Source organism: Flavobacterium sufflavum (assembly GCF_004016525.1).
Classification (GTDB): Bacteria; Bacteroidota; Bacteroidia; order Flavobacteriales; family Flavobacteriaceae; genus Flavobacterium; species Flavobacterium sufflavum.
Genome location: NZ_SACJ01000009.1, coordinates 38,600 through 54,950, shown reverse-complemented (window position 1 = coordinate 54,950; position 16,351 = coordinate 38,600). Strand labels below are relative to the sequence as shown.

The window sequence follows — 16,351 nt, the reverse complement described above, 5'->3', positions numbered from 1 at the left end:
TAAAATGAAAAAGCAAATAAGTTTTTCTGCCAAAGGACGTAGAGCCGATGTTGGGCCCTTAACCATTATGAGAATACTGCCTAATCGATATGCAAGCAAAGTAGGTTCATTTGTATTTCTTGACCACCTGCCTCCCATGTTGAAGGAAAAAGTACATCTAGGCGGAATGGGAGCTCATCCACACAGAGGAATTGCTACATTGAGCTATATTCTTCAAGGGCAAAATGAACATTTTGACAGTGCTGGAAATTATGCTAAAGTATCTTCAGGTGGTGCACAATGGATGAAAGCGGGTAATGGAATAATACACGATGAAAACCTGAACTATGATACTGAAACAGATAGCAAAATGGTGCATAGTTTCCAATTTTGGATTAATCTGCCTGCAAAAAACAAAGCTGAAAAACCTGAATATTTAGCAATACAAGCCATTGATGTTCCTAAAAAGGAATTAGCAAACGAAAGTGGTTTTATAAAAGTAGTCGTTGGGAATTATGAAGATTTGAGTTCACCGATTCCAAATTATTCTGAACAGTTTTTGTATCATATTCATTTGGAAGCAGGGAAACAATTTTCCATTAAAATGGCTGATAAAATTGAAGTAGCGGCATTTGTACCTTCGGAAAAAATTACGATAAACGATACAGAATTTGAAGCGGGAGAGTTTATAGAATTTGACAGAAAAGAAGGTGAAATTGAAATTAAAAACACCGCTCAAAATTCAGTTGATGTTCTATTATTTGGTGGTGAAGAATATACAGAAACTATAGTGGCAGAAGGTCCATTTGTAATGAACAGTCAGGAAGAAATAGTTCAGGCTTATCAGGATTTTTACGCTGAAAAATATGGTGAAATTAATTTAACAGCAAAAAATAAAACTTTAGAATAAAAGCTAATTGTTTCAAATTAATACAATTTCGTATCAATATCAAAAAAAGGTTTTACATTTGAATTTCGCAAATCGATTCACATGATAACCATCAAAGAATTTTACAAAGAGATTTTCGGAGATAACAATCCCGACTTAGAAGATATTCTTAATGAAAGTATCAATAAGGATATAGGACATTTCAATGTTTTTGATATTAAAAAAATGTACAAATCATCTAAGTTAAAACCTGAAATGCCTTATAATAAAAGAACTTATTACAAGATAAGTTTGATTTCAGGTAAAAATAAAGTAGAATATGCCGATAGAACTATTGAAATAGAAGAATTCGGAATTTTGTTTGCTTCTCCAAAAATCCCCTATAATTACACACCGCTGGACAATGAACAGTCCGGACATTTCTGCGTGTTTACAAAGGAGTTTTTAGCTAAATCAAAAATCGGATTTGAACTGGACAATCTTCCTATTTTTTCCAGTCAAAGTGATTTTGTCTATCAAATAACAGCAGCCCAGTTTGAAGAAATCAACAGAATTTTCAAAAAAATGCATCTGGAAATCAATTCGGATTACGCTTATAAATATGATTTATTGCGAAATTATTCGATGGAACTGATTCATTATGGTCAAAAATTAAAACCGATTACTCCGGTTGAAAACAATAAAACCGCCTCCTCCAGAATCACTTCCTTCTTTATTGAACTATTAGAACGTCAGTTTCCTATTGAAAACACAACACAAATTTTGATGCTAAAAACTCCAAAAGATTTTGCTGCCACTTTAGGCGTTCATGTCAATCATTTAAACAAAGTTTTAAAGGAAACCACGGGCAAGACAACGGGAGAAATTATAGCTGGCAGAATCAATCAGGAGGCCAAAGTATTACTGAAACAAACGCATTGGAACATTTCTGAAATAGCATACACACTGGGTTTTGAAGAGATTGCTCATTTTTCAAATTTCTTTAAAAAGAACAATAACCAATCTCCACTACTTTTCAGAGAATAATTGTTTGATTTTCGCAAACATCAATTTGATTATTACAAATGTCAAAACAGTAATAAGTAGCAATTTTGCATCGTAATCTTAAAACAACAGTACAATGACAACTCATTCAAACAAAATAGTCTTATTAACTGGCGGAAGTCGCGGACTTGGAAAAGAATCAGCATTACAATTAGCTAAAAAAGGTTTCGATGTTATTATCACTTATCAATCCAATAAAGCAGATGCTGAAAATGTAGTAAACGAAATTAAATCATTAGGGCAAAAATCGTCAAGTCTTCAATTGGATTTATCAAAAGTGAGTTCTTTCGATGGATTTGTTTCCAATTTAAAAGAAACTTTGGAGAAAGATTTTGGAAAAACTACCATTGATTCCCTTGTAAACAATGCGGGAACGGGATATTATGCTTCAATAGAAGAAACTACCGAAGAAGGTTTTGATGCCATGGCTACCACCCATCTGAAAGCACCTTTTTTCCTTACTCAAAAATTATTGCCAATGATTAATGAAGGTGGAAGTATCGTCAATACCTCCTCTGGTTTGGCACGTTTTAGCTATCCTAATTATGCTGCTTATGCCATTATGAAAGCGGGTATCGATTCATTAACGCGTTATCAGGCTTTAGAGTTTGGTTCTCGAAAAATTAGAGTCAATTCAATCGCTCCGGGAGCTATCGCAACCGATTTTGGTGGTGGTGCCGTGAGAGATAATCAAGCTTTAAATGATATGATTGCTAATGCTACAGCTTTAGGAAGAGTGGGGTTGCCTGATGATATTGGCAGCGTTATTGTGTTTTTGTGTTCGGATGATTCCAAATGGATCAATGCACAAAGAATTGAAGTTGCCGGAGGAATTCACATCTAAAATACCTCTACAAAAAAAATTCCGTATCAATCACATGGTACGGAATTTATTGTTTTATAATAAAATAGGTTTACACAAAAGTGTAAGTATTGGGTTCAAGACTTCAGAAAAATACTTATTAAACTCCTTCCTTCAAAATAGCATAAACCAGTTCCTTCGTTGGTTTCTGGTCTTTTAATTTTTCTCTAACTACATCAAAAGTAACTTTAAAATCACAGCCTGATTTATAATGGCTACAGCCATAGGCGGTGTTGCCTTTTATAATGGTTCCTTTTTGGCATTTCGGACAAGCTAATTCATCTGATGTTGGTGCAGATGTTGTCTTCGGGGCTGTTTTCTTAGGTTCTAATTTAAGTTGGAAATTTTCATCAAAACGAAGTAAACCTTCTACTATATCATCATTAATTTTAAAGTCTTTTAAATTGACTGTGGAGCCTTTTTGAAGCAATCGCAAATATTGGTTCTCTGATATTTTTTTGGTTCCAAAAGTAAAAGGCAATAGAAAATCGCAACCTGCTTTATAACCGCCACAACCATAAGCTGATTTTCCTTTTATCAATGTCGCTTTTTTACATTTCGGACAGGATTCAGCTTCCATTCCCGCCGCTTTCTTTTTCTCAACAGCAGCCACTTCTTTTTGAATACTTCCGGCATGCGAAATATTGGCACGGGTAGTTTCGCTCCGTACTTCATATACCAAAGCATCTACCATGCGTTTCATATTATTGATAAACGCAGCAGCAGTAAAAGTTCCTTTTTCAATATCCTTTAACTGCTTTTCCCAGGAACCCGTCAACTCAGCCGACTTTATCAATTCATTTTGAATGATGTCAATAAGCTGAATTCCTGTTGGTGTTGGTAGTACTTGCTTTTTATTTCGAACAATGTATTGGCGTTTAAACAACGTTTCAATAATATTGGCTCTTGTAGATGGTCGTCCAATGCCATTTTCTTTCATCAATTCGCGTAAATCCTCATCATCCACTTGCTTTCCTGCGGTTTCCATCGCTCTCAATAAAGAAGCCTCGGTAAACTGATTAGGTGCTTTGGTTTCTTTTTCTAAAAACGAAGGTTCGTGCGGGCCTTTTTCTCCCACAACAAAACTTGGCAATAAATCGGCTTCTTTTTCTTTGGCATTCGGATCTTCAAAAACAACTCTAAATCCCTTTTTTAAAATCTCTTTTCCGGTGGTTTTAAAAGTCACATCGGCTGCTTTACCAATTACCGTGGTATTGGCAACCAGACAATCGTCATAAAAAACGGCAATAAAACGCTTTACAATAATATCATACACCTGTTGCTGATTGTACGGTAAATTATTTTGTATTCCAGTCGGGATTATTGCATGGTGATCGGTTACTTTTTTATCATTGAAAACCTTTGGCGATTTTTTAATCTTTTTTCCTAAAAGAACTTCAGTCAATACACTGTAATTAGTCAACTTTTGAAGAATTCCGGGTACTTTAGGATAAATATCGCTTGGTAAAAAAGTAGTATCCACTCTGGGATAAGTAACTACTTTTTGTTCGTACAAAGTCTGAACTATTTTAAGCGTTTCATCAGCCGAAAATCCAAACTTGGTATTGCAATACACCTGCAATCCTGTTAAGTCAAAAAGCTTTGGCGCATATTCATTTCCATTCTTTTTTTCGACAGTAACAATTTCGAAATCACTTTCCTTTACTTTATCGGCTAAAATTTCCCCGTCTTCTTTTTTTAGAAAACGTCCTTCTTCATAACTAAAAAGTGTTTCTCTATACAAGGTTTGTAACTCCCAATAAGGTTGCGGTACGAAGTTTTCGATTTCTTTAAAACGATCCACAACCATTGCCAATGTTGGCGTTTGTACACGCCCAATAGATAATACCTGTTTGTAACCGCCGTGTTTTACAGTGTACAAACGGGTAGCATTCATCCCCAATAACCAGTCGCCAATGGCTCTGGAAAAACCGGCATAGTATAAATTATCGTAGTTGGTGGATGGTTTGAGGTTTTCAAAACCTTCTTTTATGGCTTCGGTGGTTAAGGAAGAAATCCACAGGCGTTTCACCTCTCCTTTATAATTGGCCTCATTCATTACCCAACGCTGAATCAACTCTCCTTCCTGTCCGGCATCCCCACAGTTGATGACCAATTCGGCTTTGTCAAATAAACTTTTTACAATTTTAAATTGCTTCTGAATACCCGCATTCTCCACTACTTTAGTTTCAAATTTTTCGGGAAGCATCGGAAGGTTATTCAAATCCCAACTTTTCCAATAGGGTCTGTAATCGTTGGGTTCTTTTAAGGTACATAAATGACCAAAGGTGTAGGTTACGGCATAGCCATTACCTTCATAATAGCCATCATGCTTGGTATTCGCTCCCAAAACGGATGCAATTTCACGTGCTACACTGGGTTTTTCGGCAATACAGACCTTCATTTTATCTTCCTGATTTAAGGCCGCAAATTAGGAATTTCAAAATTGGAAATAAAGAGAAATCATCAGGAGTTATGAACCACAACTTTTACAATAACCACAACAAATCCACAACAACAGCCGAAGCTTATACTAATTTTGCTTTTGTCAAGATTTTTAATTTGGAATATTTTATATCTTTGTAGTATTAAAAATTTATCTTATGGCCACAATAACATTATCTTATGATGCTCGTAACGTTATCGCAAAAAAAACTATTGCATATATACTCTCGTTGGGCGTTTTTAAAAAAATTGAGAAAACGGCAATTGATTTATCTTTAGAAGATGTAAAAAAAGGACGTGTTACTACTTATAAAAGTACTAGTGACCTTTTCAATAAAGTTTTAGGTTAATTAATGTATAAAATTTCAGCAACTAAGCAATTTGAAAAAGAATTAAAACTTTGCAAAAAAAGAGGTTACGATATGTCTAAACTAGAAGCTGTAATTTCTATTTTAGAAAAAACAGGAACTCTACCTCAAAAATACAGACCACATAAATTATCCGGGAATTATGATAATTGCTGGGAATGCCATATTAAAGGTGACTGGCTTTTAGTTTGGTTACAAAACGACAATGAACTTACTCTTTTATTTATCAATACAGGAACCCACAGCGACTTATTTTAGTCGCTTTTTTATACCAACTCTACGAAGTTTCCAAACTTCGTTACACACGCTAAGTATTAACCCTTTCAGAGTTTTGAACTCTGAAAAGGTTAATTTTTTTTTAAAACTTATTTATAACTAGCAACTAAATTTTAATTTAAAGAAACAGATTGAGGACCAAATTCTTCATAAAAAATATTCGATTTATCAATATTAAAACCAACTAATGATTCATAATGCGCTTTGATAAAAGGAGCCGGACCACATAAGTAATAATGGGCATTTTCCAGTAAAATGGCTTCTTTACATTTTTCCAAATCGACTCTTCCTTTTATAATTCGATTACTCTCATTATCATCCAAATCTTCATTAAAAACATAGCTTTCTAACCAGTCTGATTCTTCTTCGATAGTTTCTACAACTTCTTTAAAAGCATGAACAGCATTATTTCTACATCCGTGAATCCAAACGGTTTTGTTTTTCGCATTCTTTTTATTGGTTTCCAGCATACTCAACAATGGAGTCACTCCCACTCCGCCACTTATTAAAACAATTGGCGCATCAACATCCTGCAATGAAAAATTCCCTGCCGGTGCCGATACATTTACCGTGTCTCCTTCTTTCATTTGGTGTAAAGTATTCGAAACCATGCCTTCGGGCTGAGTTTCCAAAGCAGTTTCTTTTTTGACAGATATTCTATAATAATTTGGATTAAATGCTGTAGAAAGACTGTATTGTCTAGGTTGTAATAATCCCAACTGTTCTACAAAAACCTGCACACTTAAATATTGTCCAGCAGTGTAAGTTACAATTTCTTTTCCATCCGTTGGATACAAATAAAATGATTTGATTTCATCTGATTCGTTAACGATTTCTTTGATGGTAAAATTTCTCCAACCGTTCCAGGCTCCTGTTTTTTCTGTATTTTTAATATAGAATTCGGCCTCTATACCAATCATTATTTCTGCCAATTCATTATACGCAACAGTCCAGGCTTCTACTAATTCCGGCGTGGCTACATCTCCTAAAACTTCCTGTATCGAAGCAATTAAATGTCCTCCTACAATGGCATAATCTTCGGCCTGAATATTTAAACTTACGTGTTTATTTCCAATTCCTTTCAATACATTAATCAATACCGAAGGATTATCAATGTGCTCTGCATAAGCCAGAACAGCTCCTGCAAGGGCATGTTTTTGTTTGCCATTAGCCTGATTTCCCATATTAAAAACGGATTTTAATTCGGGATTGTGTTCGAACATTCGCTTGTAAAAATAGGCCGTGAGAACTTCACCTGAAGATTGTAAAATGGGGATAGTAGCTTTAATTAATTGTTTTTGTTCAATGTTCATAATAGAAAATTTAATTTTTTCCAAAATTAACTTAGAACGATAATTGACTTTTATGATTTGCATCATAAAGCCATACAAATTAACCTTAAATCATTTGCCAATTTAATTCGGAAATAACAATAAATTCCATTTCCCGGATAGGATGTTCTTGACGGAATTTCTTTCCAATGCTACAATAGTGCCAGAAAGAAGCAGCGTTTGAAGGATACGGAATTTTCAAAAGCAAAATAGATTCCAGTTTTTGATTTTCTTTCCAATACAACTGATTAATACGCCATAAACATAATTCATCACATCATAAATTCTAAACTGAAGTTTAAAATCCGCTCTTAGATCTTCATCATTGGCAAAACAAACGGAACCAGCCTCAAATTCATCTTCGATAAATGGAGTTTCAATTATTTTTTCTATTGTTTTTAAAACTTCCATCTTCATTTTTTTAATTATTAACGACAATAAAATTTATCCTCAAAAACGGTTTTCGATAACTGACAATGACGTTTTTATTAAAAGTGAAATTATAGGTTTAATAATTTTCTTTTTTGCTTGATCAAAAAAGAAACAAAAAAATCAAGTCTTACGCTTCCTCGTCGGTCAAATTAGTTTTCGAATACTAAAAGAAAATAACTCGCTACGCTCAAACAGATTTTCTTTTTACGTATTCTTCAAACATTTGACACTCGACTGCGAAAGCTAAGGACAATTAAAACTCACAAATAACAAAAGTTTTATTTTTAATTAAAAACAAAGTCAACGTCATTTATATTGTCTTTTTGGAATAAAATTAAGTCTCGAACTGACGTTTTTGATTTACAATTATTAGTTGTTAATTTGAAGAATTTCACCAAAAGCAACAGAGGCTTTGTGAACCAGAACCGTCCAGTCATCGGCTGCGTTGTCATCGGCACCGTCTGAAATATATTTGAGACATAAAAACGGAATCTTTTCTTTCATGGCAATGGTTGCCAGAGCATAAGCTTCCATATCCACAACATCATATTTCGTTTCGGTATGTCCCATCTCAAAATTATCTCCCGTACCGCAAATTCCCGTAGGAAGACTTTCCATTGGCAAACCATATTTCAATAACGATGGCACGTCCGAAAAAGGTGTTTCATAAAGTTCGAAACCCAAACCTGTTACATCCATATCGCGTTGTACAAATTGCGTACAACAAACAACATCCCCTTTACGGAACTGACTGCTTCCGGCAGAACCTAAATTCACAATTAAATCCGGCTTTTTTTGATGAATCGCCTTAGTCAACTCATAAGTAGCATTCACCTTCCCTATTCCGGTAAACAACTTATTTTGAGCATGAAAAACTTCACCTGCTTCCATTTCTAATGCAAATACAAAAAGGACATTTTCCAGTGAATATTTATGGTTTTGATTAATTGCTATCATCGGTATGGGTTGATTTATTATGTGATAAAGAACTTTTAAATAAAGTCTATCAAATTTTCGTCGGCAAAATTACAAATTATACCAATTGTATTTATTATTTAATCCATGACGTTCTGGTATAATGCCGATATAGTATGAAAATAGTCCTCTTTTTTTGGAGGGCTATATTGAATACATAATCAGTATTATAAAATCAACCTGAAAATTAAGCTTTAAATAAAAAGGCGAACCCAATTTCTTTACAAAATCAGGTTCGCCTTTTTGAAATTTATGACAATTCAGTTTTAAGAACTAAAGCGATTATTTTGAACTATTATTAGTATAAACAAAGCTATCAAAATCGGCAGCTGTTTTAGATTTTACACCATTGCCACTGGCAAAAAGGCCAATATACAAACCTGTAAAACCACCGGCAGTTTCAGTACTTAAAAAGCGGCTATCAACTTTTCCTAATATGGTAACGGCATCTTTTCCTTGGGAGAAACCAAATTCATAAAATTCCTGAGTCCCCTTAATAATCAGATTTACAGCACCGTCTTTAAGAACAATTTGTTTTGCAACAGCATTAATTTGTCCAATATTATAAGACAAAACCAGTTCGCGTTGCTTTCCTTTTTTTCGAATCGAAAGTTGGTAATGATACAAAGCCTCTTTAAACAAGGTGATTCCAGCCTCTTCATTGGCTGTTTTTGGATTAAAATCCAAAGATGTAGTGGCTGTAAAATCAAACAAATTTTGTCTGCGACCTACAAATGTCACTCCGTTATTTTGGCTCAATGATTTCGCACTTCCATAAAGTCTTAAATAGCCTTTTCGCTCCGAAAGTGAATAATTTCCTTTTATGGGATTGTTCAAATAATTCCAATCTAAACCTAATTTATCCGTATTGAAATCTTCATTCTGATTGTAATTTTCAGCTTTTACTTTTCCCGGAAGTTGATCTACTTTCATGTCTACAGAAATAGTTCCATTAGTATTTACCACAGGCCATTTGTCTTTTTCCCAAACCACAGGCGCCAGAAAAGTTTCTCTTCCCAGAGTTTGATGGTTGTTCAAAGGTCTAAAACCCAATGCCACCATAAACCAGGAACCATCATTAGCCTGAACTAAATCGCCGTGACCAACACCCTGAATCGGATTAGACGCTCCTTTTGCATTGGCATGAGACAAAATAGGATTAGCCGGATTACTTTCAAAAGGTCCCCAAATATTTTGACTTCTCCCAATAGTTACCCCGTGTCCATACTCCGTTCCTCCCTCGGCAATCAGCAAATAATAGAATCCGTCTTTTTTATAAATATGTGGTCCTTCAGGATATTTATTCCCGGAACCTTTCCAAATACTGACAGGTTCTGAAAGCAACTCTCCCGTTTTAATATCTATTTCTGACATCATAATACCATTTTGTACCGGTCCCCAATTTTGGGCAGAAGTGATATATACTTTTCCATTATCATCAAAAAACAAACTTGGATCGATGCCCGGAGTTTTTATCCAAACAGGATTAGACCATGGACCGGCAGGATTTTTGGCAGTGACATAAAAATTTCCCTTGTCAGAAATATTTGTCGTAGTCATATAAAACAAACCATTATGAAAACGAATTGTAGGCGCAAAAATCCCTAAAGTGGTTTGGGCATTCGCCAAAGGCAATTGTTCTTCCCTGTCTAAAACATAACCAATTTGCGTCCAATTGACCAGATTTTTACTTTGAAAAATGGGCACACCCGGAAAATAGCCAAAACTACTGTTGACCATATAAAAATCATCTCCCACTTTACAAATACTCGGATCAGGAAAAAACCCCGGTAAAACGGGGTTTTTGTATTCCACTTGAGCAAAAATTGAGATTTGAAAAAAGAGCAATAATGCGACAAACTGAAGCTTTTTTCGAAAGCTGTTTTTATTGTGAATAGCCATATTATTAAGCTTTTCTTGTTTTTTCACGCTCCTGGGCATCAACTACAGCTACAGCTGTCATGTTCACGATTTCGTTCACGCTTGCACCTAATTGAAGAATATGAACAGGCTCACTTAATCCCATCATAATAGGCCCAATAGATTCAGACTTATTCAATTCCTTCATCAATTTATAAGTGATGTTAGCCGATTCTAAATTTGGAAAAACAAGCGTATTTACTTTTTTACCTGCTAATTTTGAAAAAGGAAAAGTCTTTTCTAACAATTCGGTATTCAAGGCAAAATCGGTTTGAATGTCTCCATCCACTACTAATTCAGGATTGTTTTCATGCAAAATGCTAACTGCTTTTCTAACTTTAGCAGAATTAGGATGAGTTGATGAACCAAAATTAGAATACGAAAGCATCGCAATAACAGAATCAAAACCAAAAGTGGTAGCAACATTTGCCGTCATTTGGGCAATATCGGCTAATTCTTCTGCTGTTGGTTCGATATTAATAGCTGTATCAGCTAAAAACATTGGTCCTCTTTCGGTTGCCAAAATATTAACCGTAGCCACTTTTTTCACATTAGCAGCTCTTCCAATCACTTCAAAAATAGGTTTTACAACCGTAGGATAGGCTCTGGTATAACCCGAAATCATTCCGTCAGCATCACCTTCAAGAACCATCATCGCCCCAAAATAATTGCGCTCTCTCATTTTTGACTGAGAACTGTATAAAGTGGCTCCACTTCTTTTTCTGTTGTTCCAATATTTCTCAGCATATTGTGTTCTTTTGTCCTTAGATTCAGCATCTTTGGAATCAATAATCACAACATCGGCATTAAAGTCCAACTCTTTTTTAAGTTCTACAATAGTTTCTTTATTACCTAATAAAATAGGTATGGCAATTCCTTCTTCATAAACAATTTGGGCAGCTTTTAAAACATCTAATTGATCAGCTTCGGCAAATACAATCTTTTTAGGATTTGTTTTTGCTCTATTGTGAAGCATACGAACCACCTTATTATCATTACCTGAACGCAATAACAATTCTTCTTTGTAATTATCCCAATCTTCAATTGCAATTCGGGCTACACCTGAATCCATTGCCGCTTTAGCAACAGCCGGAGGAACTGAATAAATCAATCTTGGATCAAAAGGTTTTGGGATGATGTAATCTCTACCAAAAGCCAGACGCGTTTCGCCATAGGCAATATTTACCTGTTCAGGAACAGATTCTTTTGCTAATTCGGCCAAAGCCTTAACAGCAGCCATTTTCATAGGCTCGTTAATTTTTGTTGCTCTAACATCCAGTGCTCCTCTAAAAATATATGGGAATCCCAAAACATTATTCACCTGATTAGGATGATCTGAACGTCCTGTTGCCATGATAATATCTTTTCTGGTTTGCACCGCCAGTTCATAAGCAATCTCAGGATCCGGATTTGCCATAGCAAAAACAATTGGATCTTTTGCCATAGACAATAACATCTCCGGATTAACAACATCAGCAATAGATAACCCAATGAAAACATCGGCATCGACCATCGCTTCTTCCAGGGTATCAATCTTTCTGTCTGAAGCAAATTCTAATTTCTCCCCCGATAAATTTTCTCTGTCACTTCTAATTACACCTTTACTGTCTAACATCACAATGTTTTCAGCACGGGCACCAAAAGCTTTATATAATTTAGTACAAGAAACAGCCGCAGCTCCAGCTCCACTGACTACAATGCGTACTTCTTCTATTTTTTTATTGGTGATTTCCAAGGCATTCAATAAGGCAGCAGCCGATATAATTGCAGTTCCATGCTGATCGTCATGCATCACCGGAATGTCCAATTCTTCTTTAAGCCTTCTTTCGATTTCAAAAGCTTCAGGAGCTTTGATGTCTTCCAGATTAATTCCACCAAAAGTAGGCGCCATGATTTTTACCGTTTCAATGAATTTATCCACATCCTTAGTGTCTAATTCAATGTCGATACTGTCAATGTCAGCAAAAATTTTAAACAATAACGACTTTCCTTCCATTACGGGTTTAGAAGCTTCAGGACCAATATCTCCCAATCCTAAAACAGCAGTTCCGTTAGATATTACTGCAACTAAGTTTCCTTTGGCGGTATATTTATAGACGTTATTGACATCAGCAGCAATTTCTAAACAAGGTTCAGCCACTCCTGGAGAATAGGCCAATCCTAAATCACGTTGGGTAGCATAAGGTTTTGTAGGCACTATTTTTATTTTCCCGGGTTGCGGTTCAGCATGGTATAGTAAGGCGTCTCTTTTTAATTTTTCTTTACTCATAAATTCAATTATAAAATTTAATAAATTGTAATTCTAATTTGTCTTTTGATTGTGTAATAATTATTAATCATATAAAAATAACCATTTTAAAAATGCCTCCCAACATTTAAAAAATAGTTTCTCTAATTTAGAACAATACTGGTTCTAATGTTGGTCCCGAAACCACTAAACGTTTTCCTTCTTCGGTATCAGTGTAGCGTTCAAAATTCTGGATGTAACGGGAAGCCAAATCTTTTGCTTTTTCTTCCCATTCATTAACATCAGTATAAGAATCTCTTGGATCCAAAATTCCTTCACTTACATCTGTTAAAGAAGTAGGTACTGTTAAATTTAAAAAAGGTATTTTTCGGGTAGCTACTTCATTGATTTCACCGTTTATGATGGCATCAATAATAGCTCTGGTATTTTTAAGCGAAATTCTTTTTCCTGTTCCATTCCAACCTGTATTTACCAAATAGGCTTTTGCACCATGCTCTTTCATTTTACTGATAAGCGTTTGGGAATATTTCGTAGGATGCAAGGTCAAAAATGCTTCTCCAAAAGCGGGTGAAAACGAAGGTACCGGTTCGGTAATTCCTCTCTCAGTCCCTGCTAATTTTGAAGTATATCCACATAAAAAATGGTATTGCGCCTGATCTTCATCTAAAATAGAAACCGGAGGTAAAACCCCAAAAGCATCTGCCGAAAGATAAATAATTTTATTGGCATGTCCGGCTTTTGAAGGCAAAACAATTTTATTAATTTGGTATATCGGATAAGAAACTCTTGAATTTTCGGTTATCGAATGGTCGTAATAATCAACTTCGCCATATTCATTTACGATAACATTCTCTAATAAAGCATCTCTTTTAATGGCTCGCCAAATATCGGGTTCGTTTTGTTCGCTTAAATCAATCACTTTGGCATAACATCCGCCTTCATAATTAAAAACTCCATTTTCATCCCAACCGTGTTCATCATCACCAATTAAATAACGTTTAGGATCTGCCGAAAGCGTTGTTTTTCCTGTTCCCGAAAGACCAAAGAAAAGGGCAACATCTCCTTTTTCGCCCACATTTGCCGAACAATGCATCGATGCTAATCCTTTTAATGGCAAATAATAATTCATCATGGCAAACATGCCTTTTTTCATTTCTCCACCATACCAGGTTCCACCAATGATTTGGATTTTTTCCGTTAAATTGAATACTACAAAATTTTCAGAATTTAAGCCCTGTACTTCCCAATTTGGATTGGTCACTTTAGAAGCATTCATCACAATAAAATCAGGCTCTCCAAAATTTTCTAATTCGTATACCGAAGGCCTGATAAACATATTGGTTACAAAATGGGCTTGCCAGGCCACTTCCATCACAAAGCGAACTTTTAAACGGGTATCTTCATTCGCACCACAAAAAGCATCCACTACATATATCTTTTTAGAAGTAGAAAGTTGATTCAAAACCAATCCTTTCAAATCATCCCAGACTTCTTTGTTCGTTGGAAAATTAACGTTATCATCCCAATAAATGGTGTCTTTTGTAACCTCATCAAGCACTATATAGCGATCTTTAGGAGAACGCCCTGTAAAAACTCCTGTCTTTACGGCCACTGCTCCTGTATCAGTTACAGCTCCTTTTTCATATCCTTTACTACTATGTGAAACTTCGGCCTGAAACAACTCGTCATAAGAAGGGTTATAACATATTTCGTAATCACCTGTAATTCCCAAATCATGTAAATCCTGAATAACTTTTATATTTTTCATGGTATTCAATTTTTAAAAACGTATTATTTTATTATTCTAAACCCATTGGGTATAATTAGTTTTTGATGATAATTTTGCGTCAGTTCGAGTGTTTTTTGCGTAATGAAATGAAGCAAAAAATGTATCGAGAACAGTTTTTAATAATAAATTTTCTTATTCTCGAAACTATCCCTTTCAAAAATGGGATCACTACCAATGACGTTTTTATTAAATGTGAAATTATGGTTTACTAATTTTCTTTTTTGCTTGATCAAAAAAGAAACAAAAAAATCAAGTCTTACGCTTCCTCATCGGTCAAATTAGTTTTCGAATACTAAAAAAAAATAACTCGCTACGCTCAAACAGATTTTCTTTTTACGCATTCTTCAAACATTTGACACTCGACTGCGGAAGCTAAGGACAACTTAAACTCACTAAAAACTAATTACACCCAACAGCATAACAACCTACTTTATATTTACATTTTCGATAATCACGGCATATCCCATTCCCACACCAATACACATGGTACAAAGTGCATATCTCTTATTTTGTTTTTGAAGTTCAATCGTAGCGGTTTGTAAAATTCGGGTTCCTGACATTCCCAGTGGATGCCCTAAAGCAATAGCACCTCCATTTGGATTGATTCTAGGATCATTATCCGCTAAACCTAAAGCTCTGGTACAAGCCAAAGACTGCGCCGCAAAAGCTTCGTTTAATTCTATAATATCGATATCTTCTAATGTCAGACCTGCTTTTTCAAGTGCTTTTTGAGTAGCGCCAACAGGACCAATCCCCATAATTCTAGGCTCTACTCCCACTATTGCCGAAGCTACAATTCGGGCTTTTGGAGTTAAATTGTATTTTTTTATCGCTTTTTCAGAAGCCAAAAACAAAGCCGCCGAACCATCGTTCAAACCCGCGGCATTTCCTGCGGTAACGGTTCCGTTTTCTTTCTTAAAAACAGCTCGAAGCGTGGCTAATTTTTCTAAAGTGGTATTTCCCTTTACAAATTCGTCTTTATCAAATACCGTTATATTTCCTTTTTTATCAGCCAATTCAACAGCAACAATTTCTTCATTTAATCGTCCGTTTTGTTGCGCTGCAAAAGCTTTTTGTTGGGAATTGTAAGCAAATAAATCCTGATCTTCACGACTTATATTATACATTTCCACCAAATTTTCAGCAGTAACTCCCATCGCATCTGTTCCATACATGGCCTGCATTTTCGGATTCACAAAACGCCATCCAAAACTGGAATCAAACATTTGGGCATCGTTACCAAAAGGCTTTGAAGTTTTAGAAATCACCCACGGGCTGCGGGTCATGTGTTCCATTCCTCCTGCAATCATAATCTCGGCATCGCCTACCTGAATACTTCTTGAAGCATCAATAACGGCTGACATTCCCGAAGCACAAAGTCGGTTGACTGTTTGAGCGGGAACCGTAAAAGGTAATCCTGCCAATAATGACGCCATTCGTGCCACATTTCTATTGTCTTCTCCAGCTTGATTATGATTTCCAAGAATTACCTCATCAATCATTTCAACGGGTATATTAGGATTTCTTTTCACCAATTCCTTGATGGTTAAAGCCGCTAAATCATCGGCTCTTAAAGTGGATAAACTTCCTCCAAAACTCCCTATTGGCGTTCTGATTGCATCTATTATATATGAATGGTTCATGTCTTTATAGTTTGTTTTTTAATCTGAGTATAAAATGCTATTCTATTTTTACAGCTAAAAAATGTTTTTCAATTCTAAAAACCTTTGCAAAAGATACTTCATTATAATTAGACTGAATATTAAACAAAGGTAAATTTTAGTAGCGTATCT

The 16,351-nt window shown here is 35.3% G+C and carries 13 protein-coding genes; 5 read left to right on the top strand and 8 right to left on the bottom strand.

From position 1 onward, the window contains the following. The first annotated feature begins 4 nt into the window (after positions 1-4). The 3 genes from EOD40_RS13505 (at position 5) to EOD40_RS13495 (ending at position 2,756) form a co-directional block, all read left to right on the top strand. The gene (locus EOD40_RS13505) at positions 5-889 is read left to right on the top strand and encodes a pirin family protein (RefSeq protein ID WP_128196407.1); all 885 of its coding nucleotides are present in this window, start codon (positions 5-7) and stop codon (positions 887-889) included. 81 nt (positions 890-970) lie between these two features. After that, complete coding sequence (locus EOD40_RS13500) at positions 971-1,894, top strand: helix-turn-helix domain-containing protein (RefSeq protein WP_128196406.1); 924 nt, start codon at positions 971-973, stop codon at positions 1,892-1,894. Between the two features lie 94 nt (positions 1,895-1,988). Next, the gene (locus tag EOD40_RS13495; RefSeq protein ID WP_128196404.1) at positions 1,989-2,756 is read left to right on the top strand and encodes an SDR family NAD(P)-dependent oxidoreductase; all 768 of its coding nucleotides are present in this window, start codon (positions 1,989-1,991) and stop codon (positions 2,754-2,756) included. A 118-nt stretch (positions 2,757-2,874) separates the two neighbouring features. Here the strand turns inward: EOD40_RS13495 and EOD40_RS13490 are convergent, their stop codons facing one another. Then, on the bottom strand, positions 2,875-5,178 hold the full coding sequence (locus tag EOD40_RS13490; RefSeq protein WP_128196402.1) for a DNA topoisomerase 3: 2,304 nt from the start codon (positions 5,176-5,178) through the stop codon (positions 2,875-2,877). 199 nt (positions 5,179-5,377) lie between these two features. Here EOD40_RS13490 and EOD40_RS13485 point away from each other — a divergent pair, with 199 nt between their 5' ends. After that, positions 5,378-5,569, top strand: a complete 192-nt coding sequence (locus EOD40_RS13485; RefSeq protein ID WP_128196400.1) for a hypothetical protein — start codon at positions 5,378-5,380, stop codon at positions 5,567-5,569. 3 nt (positions 5,570-5,572) lie between these two features. Continuing rightward, complete coding sequence (locus EOD40_RS13480; protein WP_128196398.1) at positions 5,573-5,845, top strand: type II toxin-antitoxin system YafQ family toxin; 273 nt, start codon at positions 5,573-5,575, stop codon at positions 5,843-5,845. A gap of 131 nt (positions 5,846-5,976) precedes the next feature. On the opposite strand, the gene hmpA is transcribed toward EOD40_RS13480, so the two are convergent. The 7 genes from hmpA to pcaF form a co-directional block, all read right to left on the bottom strand. Beyond that, the gene (gene hmpA, locus EOD40_RS13475) at positions 5,977-7,176 is read right to left on the bottom strand and encodes an NO-inducible flavohemoprotein (protein ID WP_128196397.1); all 1,200 of its coding nucleotides are present in this window, start codon (positions 7,174-7,176) and stop codon (positions 5,977-5,979) included. 216 nt (positions 7,177-7,392) lie between these two features. Beyond that, a complete protein-coding gene (locus tag EOD40_RS13470) occupies positions 7,393-7,605 on the bottom strand; it encodes a hypothetical protein (protein WP_128196395.1) in 213 nt (70 codons plus the stop codon). A gap of 390 nt (positions 7,606-7,995) precedes the next feature. Next, positions 7,996-8,583, bottom strand: coding sequence for a 5'-methylthioadenosine/S-adenosylhomocysteine nucleosidase family protein (locus EOD40_RS13465; protein WP_128196393.1), 588 nt, complete (start codon positions 8,581-8,583; stop codon positions 7,996-7,998). A gap of 300 nt (positions 8,584-8,883) precedes the next feature. After that, the gene (locus tag EOD40_RS13460; protein ID WP_196781451.1) at positions 8,884-10,416 is read right to left on the bottom strand and encodes a glycoside hydrolase family 43 protein; all 1,533 of its coding nucleotides are present in this window, start codon (positions 10,414-10,416) and stop codon (positions 8,884-8,886) included. Between the two features lie 91 nt (positions 10,417-10,507). After that, positions 10,508-12,790: an NADP-dependent malic enzyme gene (locus EOD40_RS13455; protein WP_128196389.1), complete on the bottom strand. Its 2,283-nt coding sequence runs from the start codon at positions 12,788-12,790 to the stop codon at positions 10,508-10,510. A gap of 127 nt (positions 12,791-12,917) precedes the next feature. After that, positions 12,918-14,537 (bottom strand): phosphoenolpyruvate carboxykinase (ATP), encoded by a 1,620-nt coding sequence (gene pckA / locus EOD40_RS13450; RefSeq protein ID WP_128196387.1) that lies wholly within the window; start codon positions 14,535-14,537, stop codon positions 12,918-12,920. 446 nt (positions 14,538-14,983) lie between these two features. Beyond that, positions 14,984-16,201: a 3-oxoadipyl-CoA thiolase gene (pcaF, locus tag EOD40_RS13445; protein WP_128196385.1), complete on the bottom strand. Its 1,218-nt coding sequence runs from the start codon at positions 16,199-16,201 to the stop codon at positions 14,984-14,986. Positions 16,202-16,351: the final 150 nt, after the last annotated feature.

Coding starts and splice junctions, on each gene's coding strand:
- EOD40_RS13505 (WP_128196407.1), top strand. CDS start 5: ATGAAAAAGCAAATAAGTTTTTCTGCCAAAGGACGTAGAGCCGATGTT.
- EOD40_RS13500 (WP_128196406.1), top strand. CDS start 971: ATGATAACCATCAAAGAATTTTACAAAGAGATTTTCGGAGATAACAAT.
- EOD40_RS13495 (WP_128196404.1), top strand. CDS start 1,989: ATGACAACTCATTCAAACAAAATAGTCTTATTAACTGGCGGAAGTCGC.
- EOD40_RS13490 (WP_128196402.1), bottom strand. CDS start 5,178: ATGAAGGTCTGTATTGCCGAAAAACCCAGTGTAGCACGTGAAATTGCA.
- EOD40_RS13485 (WP_128196400.1), top strand. CDS start 5,378: ATGGCCACAATAACATTATCTTATGATGCTCGTAACGTTATCGCAAAA.
- EOD40_RS13480 (WP_128196398.1), top strand. CDS start 5,573: ATGTATAAAATTTCAGCAACTAAGCAATTTGAAAAAGAATTAAAACTT.
- hmpA (WP_128196397.1), bottom strand. CDS start 7,176: ATGAACATTGAACAAAAACAATTAATTAAAGCTACTATCCCCATTTTA.
- EOD40_RS13470 (WP_128196395.1), bottom strand. CDS start 7,605: ATGGAAGTTTTAAAAACAATAGAAAAAATAATTGAAACTCCATTTATC.
- EOD40_RS13465 (WP_128196393.1), bottom strand. CDS start 8,583: ATGATAGCAATTAATCAAAACCATAAATATTCACTGGAAAATGTCCTT.
- EOD40_RS13455 (WP_128196389.1), bottom strand. CDS start 12,790: ATGAGTAAAGAAAAATTAAAAAGAGACGCCTTACTATACCATGCTGAA.
- pckA (WP_128196387.1), bottom strand. CDS start 14,537: ATGAAAAATATAAAAGTTATTCAGGATTTACATGATTTGGGAATTACA.
- pcaF (WP_128196385.1), bottom strand. CDS start 16,201: ATGAACCATTCATATATAATAGATGCAATCAGAACGCCAATAGGGAGT.